10 protein-coding genes are annotated in these 9884 nt (G+C 69.3%); all 10 read right to left on the bottom strand.

The genetic code is table 11. The features are described 5' to 3' along the window. On the bottom strand, positions 1-179 hold a 179-nt coding region (locus DIE21_RS30980), incomplete at its 3' end, for an ATP-binding cassette domain-containing protein (protein WP_148092766.1). Between the two features lie 40 nt (positions 180-219). After that, positions 220-876, bottom strand: a complete 657-nt coding sequence (locus tag DIE21_RS30975; RefSeq protein ID WP_124501246.1) for an amino acid ABC transporter permease — start codon at positions 874-876, stop codon at positions 220-222. Then, positions 873-1637 (bottom strand): amino acid ABC transporter permease, encoded by a 765-nt coding sequence (locus DIE21_RS30970; RefSeq protein ID WP_124501245.1) that lies wholly within the window; start codon positions 1635-1637, stop codon positions 873-875. Before DIE21_RS30970 ends, DIE21_RS30975 begins: the two co-directional genes overlap by 4 nt. 43 nt (positions 1638-1680) lie before the next feature. Beyond that, positions 1681-2505 carry a transporter substrate-binding domain-containing protein gene (locus DIE21_RS30965; RefSeq protein WP_124501244.1) on the bottom strand — a complete coding sequence of 275 codons (825 nt, stop codon included), beginning with the start codon at positions 2503-2505 and terminating at the stop codon, positions 1681-1683. 51 nt (positions 2506-2556) lie between these two features. After that, positions 2557-3630 (bottom strand): ABC transporter ATP-binding protein, encoded by a 1074-nt coding sequence (locus DIE21_RS30960; RefSeq protein ID WP_124501243.1) that lies wholly within the window; start codon positions 3628-3630, stop codon positions 2557-2559. A 77-nt stretch (positions 3631-3707) separates the two neighbouring features. Then, complete coding sequence (locus tag DIE21_RS30955) at positions 3708-4550, bottom strand: ABC transporter permease (RefSeq protein WP_124501242.1); 843 nt, start codon at positions 4548-4550, stop codon at positions 3708-3710. Further along, positions 4547-5467, bottom strand: coding sequence for an ABC transporter permease (locus tag DIE21_RS30950; protein ID WP_124501241.1), 921 nt, complete (start codon positions 5465-5467; stop codon positions 4547-4549). Before DIE21_RS30950 ends, DIE21_RS30955 begins: the two co-directional genes overlap by 4 nt. 4 nt (positions 5468-5471) lie before the next feature. Next, positions 5472-6569 carry a PotD/PotF family extracellular solute-binding protein gene (locus DIE21_RS30945; protein WP_124501240.1) on the bottom strand — a complete coding sequence of 366 codons (1098 nt, stop codon included), beginning with the start codon at positions 6567-6569 and terminating at the stop codon, positions 5472-5474. A gap of 149 nt (positions 6570-6718) precedes the next feature. Further along, a complete protein-coding gene (locus DIE21_RS30940; protein ID WP_124501239.1) occupies positions 6719-8191 on the bottom strand; it encodes an aldehyde dehydrogenase family protein in 1473 nt (490 codons plus the stop codon). Next, the gene (locus DIE21_RS30935; protein WP_124501238.1) at positions 8188-9882 is read right to left on the bottom strand and encodes a 5-guanidino-2-oxopentanoate decarboxylase; all 1695 of its coding nucleotides are present in this window, start codon (positions 9880-9882) and stop codon (positions 8188-8190) included. Before DIE21_RS30935 ends, DIE21_RS30940 begins: the two co-directional genes overlap by 4 nt. Positions 9883-9884 lie beyond the last annotated feature (2 nt).

Below are 9884 nucleotides of genomic sequence, written 5' to 3'. Positions count from 1 at the left end.
ACGCGGATCCCGCCCTGCTGGAACGGCTCGAGGCCGTTCACGGTCTTGATCAGCGTCGACTTGCCCGAACCCGACGGGCCGCACACGACGACCACCTCGCCTTTCCTGACCTCGGTCGTGCAATCGGCGAGGACCTGAAACGGGCCGTACCACTTCGAAACGTTGCTGATGGAAATCATGGACATCCCTGGATCGTAATGAGGCGCGCGCGGCGCCGGGTCAGCGTGCCTTCGCGACGCGATAGCGACGTTCGAGCGCGCGGGCATACCACGTCAGCGGGAAGCACATCGCGAAGTAGAGCAGCGCGACCATCGCATAGATCGGAAACGGCTTGAATACCGCGTTGGTGATGATGTTGCCCGTCTTGGTCAGTTCGGTCAGCCCGATGATCGACGTCAGCGCGGTGCTCTTCACCGCCTGCACGAGGAAGCCGACCGTCGGCGGCAGCGCGATCTTCCACGCCTGCGGCCACACCACGTAGCGCAGCTGCTGAATCCACGTCATGCCGAGGCTTGCCGCCGCGTGCCACTGGCCGCGCGGTACCGCGTCGACGCAGCCGCGCCAGATGTCGGCCAGATAGGCGCTTGCGTTCAGCGTCAGCACGACCGACGCGGCAACCCATGGCGTCACGTCGATGCCGACGAGCGGCAATCCGAAGAAGCCGAGGAACAGCTGCATCAGCAACGGCGTGCCCTGAAACAGTTCGACGTACAGGATCACGAAGCGGCGCAGCGCCGCCGACGCCGAGATGCGCATCGCCAGCAGCGCGAACCCGGCAACGCCGCCGCCGGCGAACGTGATCAGCGACAGCAGCACGGTCCAGCGTGCGGCGAGCAGCAGGTTCCATGCAATATCCTCGAAGGTGAATTCGATCATCGTGCACGCTCCGTGGGAAGGCGGGTTTCAGGGGAGCGGGCGCGCCACGCGAAGCGGGCAACCCGGGCGCGCGGCGGCGCGGCAGCCGCGCCGCGCGGTGCGCGGCCCGAGAACAGCCGCCGGCCGATGCGATTGAGCAGCATGCGCAGCGCGATCGACAGCAGCAGGTAGATCGCGGTCACGACGATGTAGATCTCGAACGCGCGGAAATTGCGTGACTGGATGAAGTTCGCCGCGTAGGTCAGGTCGGGCACCGAGATCTGTGAGACGACCGCGGAGCCGAGCATCACGATCAGCACCTGCCCGAGCAGCGCGGGGTACACGTTCGCGAGCGCCTGCGGCAGCATGACGTGGCCGAACACCTGCCGGCCGTGCAACCCGAGCGCGCGCGCCGCCTGCACTTGCCCGTGCGGCACCGATTCGATGCCGGCGCGCAGGATCTCGACCGCATACGCGCCCAGGTTGACCGTCATGGCCAGCACGGCCGCCTGTACTTCGTCGATGTGCACGCCGATCCCGGGCAGCCCGAAGAAGATGAAGAACAACTGGACCAGGAACGGCGTATTGCGGATCAGCTCGACGTAGGCCGCGACGAGCGCGCGCGCCCAGCGCGGGCCGGCGAGCGCGATCCACGCGCCGGCGGTGCCGATCAGGCCGCCCAGCACGGTGGCGGCCGCGGTGAGGCCGAGCGTCACGCCGATGCCGCGCGCGAGCATGCCGGCGTGGAGGCCGAAATCGCTGAAGTCGAACACGGAGGTCATCGCGATGCCTTTCGTCGTGAATGCGGGGCGGAGGCGGTGCGCATCACAGATCGGCCGGCAGTGCCGCGTGCAGCCACTTCTGCGACAACGTGTTCAGCGTGCCGTTCTTCTTTGCGCCGGCGATCGCGTCGTTGACCTTCTGCATCAGGCGCGGCTCGTTCTTGTTCAGGCCGACGTGATCGGGCGAGCTGAACAGCGAGAACTTCTGCTCCGGATCGATCGACGGATGCCGCGCGATGATCGTCGCGCCGACGTCGTTGCCGACCACCAGCAATTGCGCCTGTCCCGACAGGAACGCCGCGATCGCGCCGTTCGGGTCGTCGAAGCGCTTGATCGTCGCGCTCGGCGGCGCGACCTTGCTGACGCTCAGGTCCTCGAGCGTGCCGCGCGCGACCGCGACCGATTTGCCGGCGAGATCGGCGTTGCCCTTCACGGCCAGCGACTTCGGGCCGAACACCGCGAGGTAGTACGGTGCATACGCGCTCGAGAAGTCGATCACCTTCGCGCGTTCCGGCGTCTGTCCGACCGACAGCAGCATGTCGGTCTTGCGGTCGACGAGATAGGCCATCCGGTTGTCGCCGGTGACCTGCACGAGTTCGACTTTCGCGTTCAGCGCCCGGCCGATCAGGTTCGCCATGTCGATGTCATAGCCTTGCGGCTTCATGTCGGGTCCGATCGAGCCGAACGGCGGGTAGTCCTCGAACACGCCGATGCGCACGACGCCCGATTTCGCGATCGTATCGAGCGCGTCGGCATGCGCGAGCGGCGCGAAGGCGGCAAGGCCCGCTGCGCCGGCACAGGCGCAGAGGAGGACGGTACGGGCGAGCAGGCGCTGCACGTGACGGGTGGCTTGGGTCGTTGCGTTCATGGTGAGATCCTCGTTGCTGCGCGGGACTGCGCTGGAGAAAGGGAGGGGAGATCAGGCGCCGCGGGCGGCGATGAGCTTGCAGGCATGGGCGGGCAGTTCCGCGAGTACCGGCATGCCGACGTGCAGGTCGGGCGTCTCGCGCGGCGTCGTCGCGGCCGTCAGCGTGAAGCCCGGGCAGTCGATCGTCGCTTCGATCGACGCGCCGACGTCGCGCACGAACGAGATCGTGCCGGCCAGCGTATTCGGCGCGGCCGCCGCCGCATGGCCCGGGCGCACGCAGACGTCCTCCGGACGGATCAGCAGGCGCACGGCGGCGGCCGCGCGCGGCGTGTCCGGCGCGCGCCGGATCGCGAGCCGTTGTCCGCCCGGCAGGACGATCGCGTTTTCGCCGTCGCACGCGACCGGCAGGATGTTGCCGAGGCCGATGAAGCCGGCGACGAACTCGTTGACTGGATCGCGATAGATGTCGAGCGGCCGGCCGACCTGCTGGATCCGGCCTTGCTCCATCACGACGATCTCGTCGGCCATCGTCATCGCTTCGCGCTGGTCGTGCGTGACCATGATCGTCGTGATGCCGAGCCGTTGCTGGAGCAGCCGGATCTCGACCTGCATCGCCTCGCGCAGCTTCGCGTCGAGTGCCGACAGCGGCTCGTCGAGCAGCAGCAGGCGCGGCGACGACGCGATCGCGCGTGCGATCGCGACGCGCTGGCGTTGCCCGCCCGACAGTTGCGTGACGAGTCGGTCGGCCATGTGCGGAAGCTGGATCAGCTCCAGCAGCTCGGCGACGCGCCGTGCCTGCGCGGCCTTGGCCGTCTTGCGCAGCCGCAGCGGATACGCGATGTTCTGCGCGACCGTCATGTGCGGAAACAGCGCGAGCGACTGGAACACCATGCCGAAGTCGCGCCGGTTGGCGGGCACGTGCGTGAGGTCGCGGCCGGCGAACGTCAGGGTGCCGGAGGTCGGTGTGTCGAGACCGGCGATGATCCGCATCAGCGTGGTCTTGCCGCAGCCGGACGGACCGAGAAAGCAGACGAGCTTGCCGTCCGGCACCGACAGGTCGACGTGATCGACCGCATACGCCTGATGGAAGCGCTTCGTCACGTTCTGGAGGATGAGCTGGGTCATGAGGGTTCCTTGCACGGGCGAGGGCGAGGGCGAGGGCGAGGGCGAGGGCGAGGGCGAGGGCGAACGCGGTGCGCGCGTCAGAGCGCGACGCCCTTGTCGCCGACGAGTTTTTCGAGCATCCAGATCAGCGCGAAGTCGATCGCGACCGTGAACACGGCGAAGCAGAACACGGTCGGGTCGAGCGACGACACGGTGCGGCTGTAGAGCCAGACCGGCAGGGTCATCGTGTCGATGCTGTACAGGAAGAACGTCACCGTGAATTCGTTGAACGACACGATGAACGCGAACAGCATCCCGGCGAGGATCCCGGGCCGCATCAGCGGCAGCACGACGTCGACGAGCGCGCGGCGCGGGCTCGCGCCCATCAGGCATGCGGCTTCCTCGAAGTCGGGTCCGATCGACGCGACCGAGGCCGCGCAGTTCTTCACCGTGAACGGCAGGGTGAGGATCACGTGCGCGACGACGAGCCGCACGATGCCGAGCTCGACCGGCAGCGCGTTGAACACGATCAGCAGCGCGAGGCCGAGCATCACCAGCGGATAGACGATCGGCAACGCGACGAGCTGCTCGACGAGCGTCTTGCCGCGGAACCGGCAGCGCGACAGCGCGTAGGCCGCGGGCACCGACACGGCGGTCGCGATCAGCATCGTCGCGACCGCGACGACGAGGCTCGTCGTCAACGCGGCGCCCATCGACTGCGCGCTGCCCGCATCGGACGACACGAACGTCTGCCATGCGGCGCGATACCAGTGCAGGCTGAAATCGCGCGGCGGGAATTCGAGCGTGCCCGACGCGCCGAACGACATCGTGATCATCGTCAGGATGGGCAGCGCGGCGAGGAACAGCACGAGCGTCGCGAGCGCACCGGTCACGCGTCCGAGGCGGCCGGGCATGGGCGCGCGCAAGAGCAGGGCATTCATCGGTTCACCTCGCCGGCACGTTGCAGGGTGCGCACGAGGCGCTGGGAAACCGCCATCACGACGAGCGTCGCGCCCATCAGCACGACGCCGGATGCCGAGGCGGCGGGCCAGTTGAGCAACGGTGCGACCTGGTCGTGCACGAGCACCGCGAGCATCGGCACGCGTCGACCGCCGAGCAGCAGCGGCACCGCGAACGCGCTGGCGTTGTACGCGAACACGAGCAGCGCGCCGGAGACGAGGCCGGGCAGCGCGAGCGGCAGCGTCACGTGCCGCAGCGTCTGCCAGCGGCTCGCGCCGAGCGTCGCGGCGGCTTCGTCGTACGCGTGGGACACCGCGCGCAGCGCGCTCGACAGCGGCAGCACCGCGAGCGGGAACGCGGTCTGGATCAGCCCGAGCAGCACGCCGTGCTCGCGGTACAGCAACTGCAGCGGGCTCGCGATCACGCCGGTGGCCAGCAGTGCGCGGTTGAGCAGCCCGGCCGGGCCGAGCATCACGAGCCAGCCATAGCCTTGCAGCAGCAGGTTCACGAGCAGCGGCAACAGTACGCCGGCGAGCAGCAGCCGGCGCGCGAGCCGCGATTCGGTCCGCGCCATCGCGAGCGCCACCGGGATCGCGAGCAGCACCGCGCACACCATGCTCTGGAACGCGAGGCGCAGCGTGAGCCACAGCGAATGCATGAAGTACGGGTCCGCAAGATCGGCGTAGTTCTGCAGCGTGAAGGTCCGCCATTCGTTGCCGGACACGCCCACGCTCATCCGCAACACCGTGAGCGTCGCGGCGGCGAGCACCGCGAGGAACGCGAGGATCGGCGCGAGCAGCAGCCAGGGCGGCACGCCGGGCAGCGCGGGCCCGGCGTCGGCGCCGGCCGGTGCCGCGGCGGCCGGCCCCGCATCGCGGGAGGAGGACAGGGAGGCCATGTCGTTACGCCGAGAAGAGGCCCGTATAGCGCTTGATCCACGCGGGCTGGACGGCCGCGAGCGCCTTGTCGTCGTGCAGCACGGCCTTCTCCGCGATCTGCTGCGGCGACGGCACGAACGCGCGGCTTGCCGCGGGAATCACGGCCTTGCCGTTCACGGGGCCGTTCAGCACGTCGGCCGCCATCCGGCCCTGCACGCCCGCGTCGAGCGAATGGTTGATGAACGCGTGGATCAGGTCGAGGTCGCCCGGGTGCGCCTTCGGGATCACGGTGAACATCAGCTGCGTCGCGAAGCCTTCCTTCATCCCGTACGTCACGCCCATCTTGTAGTCCGGCTTGCGGATCTGGTCCGGGAAGAACGCGGGGGAATAGATGCCGCCGATGTCGAGCGAGCCGGTGCGGAACAGGTCGGCGACCTGGTTCGGGTTTTCGCCGAGGGTCATCACGCGATCCTTCAGTTGCGCGAGCTTGCTGAATCCCGGATCGATGTTCTGTTGCGAACCGCCGGCCAGCTTCGCCGCGATGATCGCGAGGTCGACAGCTTCGGCCCACTCGGGCGGCGGCAGGAACAGGCGGCCCGCATACTTCGGATCCCACAGCGCCTCGTAGCTCGACGGGGCGCTTTTGACGGTCGCCGTGTTATAGATCAGCCCGTCCGACCACAGCAGGTAGCCGATGCCGAAGCCGTTCGCGCCCGTGCGGTATGGCGGCGCGACGTCCTTCAGGTTCGGCAGGCGGTTCAGGTCGGGCTTCGCGAGCAGGCCCGCATCGGCGAGACCGGCCGCGCCGACGCCGGCGAGCGTGATGACGTCGTAGGTCGGCCGCTCGCCCGCGGCCTTGACCTTCGCGACCATCCCCGAGGTGCCGTCCGCCCGATCGGCGATCACGCGTGCGCCGGTCTGCTTGCTGAAGGTTTCCGCGATGTTGCGCAGCGCGGCCGCGCCGGTATCGTCAGACCACGTGAGCAGGCGCAGCGTCTTGCCCGCGAAGCGGTTCGACTGTGCCTTCGCAGTACTGATGAACGGCATCGGAAGGGCGGATGCGGCGAGTGCCGTGCCGAGGGTCTTGATCACCTGCCTTCTTCCCGCCTTGAAGTGTTGCATGGCCGTCTCCTGATGAACGATGCCGTGTGGTTCGATGCCGGTCGCCGAGCTGCGGCGCGGGGTGTGGATGAACTGTAGGGAGGTCAAATTTCCGCAACAAACGAAATATCCGCATGCGCGGCATGACATAAACGCATGGGCCGTCGGCCTCAGCGGGCCGGCATCATGACCTGCTTGATCTCCTGGAACGCAGCCAGTCCGAACGGTCCGAGCTCGCGTCCGATGCTGCTGCGCTTGTAGCCGCCCCATGAAGTTTGCGGATAGATCAGTTGCGGCGTGTTGATCCACACGACGCCCGCCTCGAGCGCGTCGGCGACCCGCTTGCCGCGTGCCGCGTCGCGCGTGACGACGGTGGCGACGAGCCCGTATTCGGTATCGTTGGCGGCGGCGATCGCATCGTCCTCGGTGTCGAACGTGCGGACGCACAGCACCGGTCCGAAAATCTCGTCACGCCATAGCGCGCAGTCTGCCGGCACGTCGGCGAACAGCGCCGGCCGGATGAAATAGCCGGGGCCGTCGAGCGCGTTGCCGCCCGTCACGAGCCGTGCGCCGTCGGCCTGGCCTTGCGCGACGTGACGCTGCACGCGTTCGTATTGCGCGCGATTCGTCAGCGGCCCCATCTGCACGCCGGGCGCGAACGGCGGGCCGACGACGGTCGCGTCGATTCGCCGCGCGACGCGCGCGATCAGGTCGTCGGCGAGCGGGGCGGCGACGAGCACGCGCGAGGTCGCCGAACACATCTGCCCGGCGTTGAACAGGCCGCCGCCCGCGATGAGCTCGACCGCGTGATCGAGGTCGGCGTCGTCGAACACGACGATCGACGACTTGCCGCCGAGTTCGAGGCCGACACCCTTGATCGTGTCCGCGGCCGTCTTCATGACCTGGGCGCCGACCGCGGTGCTGCCGGTAAACGACACCTTCGCGACGAGCGGATGCGCGCACAGCCGGGCGCCGACGTCGTGGCCGGTGCCGGTCACGACGTTCAGCACGCCGGGCGGCAGGCCGGCTTCGGCCGCGATCGCGACGAGTTCGAGCTCGGGCAGCGGCGTGATCTCGGACGGCTTCAGCACGACGGTGCAGCCGGCCGCGAGCGCGGGCGCGAGCTTCCACGCGGTCGTCACCATCGGGAAATTCCACGGCACGATCAGCGCGGCGACGCCGGCCGGTTCGCGCCGGATCCACGCGCGATGGTCGTCGCCGGGCAGCGCGATCTCGGTTTCGCCGTCCGTGTCGAGGCGCTCCGCGAGGCTCGCGTAGTAGTCGAAGGTGGCGATCACGTCCGCGACGTCGATCCCGGCTTCGGCGAACGGCTTGCCGTTGTTGAGCGACTGCAGTGTGGCGAGCCGCGTGCGACGTGCGTCGACGCCGCGCGAAATCGCGCGGAGCAGGGCCGCGCGCGTGGCGCCCGTCGTGCGTTTCCAGCCGGGAAACGCACGCGATGCGGCTTGCACGGCGCGTTCGACGTCAGCCTCGCCGCCTGCGCTGACGTCGGCGAGGACGGCTTCCGTCGACGGATCGACGACGGGCAACGTCGCGCCGTCGAAGCTCGTGCGCCACATACCGTCGATGAAATGGCGCGTGTGCAGCGGTGGATCGAACGCGAGATCGGGTGCCGTGCTCATCGCTGCACCTGACCGAACCAGGTTGCCTCGTCGATTTCGATCACGGTCGGAATCGCGCGCGCCGCGGCGTCGCGCAGCGCGGCGGCCAGCGCACCGGGTGTCGCGGCCGCGTGCGCCGCGCAGCCGAAGCCGCGTGCGAGCGCCTGGAAATCGGGTGTATACGGATCGACGCCGACCGGCGTGATGTCGCGCGCAACCATGTACTTGCGGATCTCGCCATAGCCGCGGTTGTTCCAGACGATCACGATCACCGGCAGGCGGGCCTCGACCGCGCTCGCGAGCTCCGGCAACGTGAACTGCAGGCCGCCGTCGCCGATCAGGCACACGACCGGGCGCACAGGCGCGGCAAGCTTTGCACCGATCGCGGCGGGCAGCCCGTAGCCGAGCGTGCCGTAGCCGGTCGACGAGTTGAACCAGCTGCGCGGCGCCGGCGCATCGTGGGTGAAATTGCCGACGTAGACGGGGCTCGTCGAATCGCCGGCGATGATCGCACCGGGCAGCGTTGCGACGATCGTGTCGATCAGCAGCGCCTGCGCGCGCGCGGCGCCGTCGTGGCCGGACGCGATCGCGGCGCGCACGGCCGCCACCCGCGGCGCGCCCCAGCCGGCCTCGGGTGTCGGTGCCGGCCGTTCATGCAGGCGGGTCGACAGCGCGCCGAGCGCCAGCCGCGAATCGCCGGCGATGGCGATCTCCGCGCGGGCGTTGCGCATCAGCTGTTGCGCATCGATGTCGATGCGGATCAGCCGGCCGTCGATCGCGAAGCCGCCGTCGAACGTGACGTCGTAATCGGTTTCGCCAAGCTCGGTGCCGACGGCGAGCACCACGTCGGCATCGCGGATCGCCGCCCGGGTGGCCGGCAGCGACTGCGTCGAGCCGATCAGCAACGGGTGGCCGGCAGGCAGCAGGCCCTTCGCGTTGATCGTCAGCGCGACAGGCGCGTGCAGGCGTTCGGCGAGTTCGCGCAACTCCGCGGCCGCGTGGATGGCGCCGCCGCCTGCCAGGATCAGCGGGCGGCGCGCGTGCGCGAGCAGGTCGGCGGCTGCCGCGAGCGCGTGCGCATCCGGCGCGGGGCGTGCGGGCGGCACGAGCGCGGCGGCGGACAGCGCGGGCGCCGGCATCACGATCACGTCGAGCGGAATCTCGATATGCACGGGCCGCGGCCGCGCGCTGGCGAAGACCGCGAATGCGCGTGCGAGGACCTGCGGCAGGTCGGCCGCGTCGAGCAGCGTGTGCGAGAACGCGGTGAGTCCCGCGAACACGTCGCGCTGCGACGGCAGCTCGTGCAGGCGCCCGTCGCCGCTGCCGAGCTCGCGTCGTGCATTGACGCTCGAGATCACCAGCATCGGGATCGAATCCGCGTAGGCCTGTGCCATCGCGGTCGCGATATTGGTCATGCCCGGCCCGGTGATGATGAAGCAGACGCCCGGCCGGCCCGTGACGCGTGCGTAGCCGTCCGCCATGAAGCCGGCCCCCTGCTCGTGGCGCGGCGTCACATGGCGGATCGACGATGCGGCGAGGCCGCGATAGAGCTCGACGGTATGCACGCCGGGAATGCCGAACACGCATTCGACACCCTGGCGTTCGAGGAGGTCGACGAGCGCTTCGCCACAGGTGCGGGGGCGGGCATGGCAGGGTGCCGCCGTGGCCTTGCGGACCCCGGCGATGGAGGAGACGGTGGCTGGATGGTTCATGG

The sequence above is a fragment of the Burkholderia sp. Bp9140 genome, assembly GCF_003853425.1.
In the GTDB taxonomy this organism is placed as follows: Bacteria; Pseudomonadota; Gammaproteobacteria; order Burkholderiales; family Burkholderiaceae; genus Burkholderia.
This window is presented reverse-complemented; position numbering and strand designations above follow the sequence as displayed.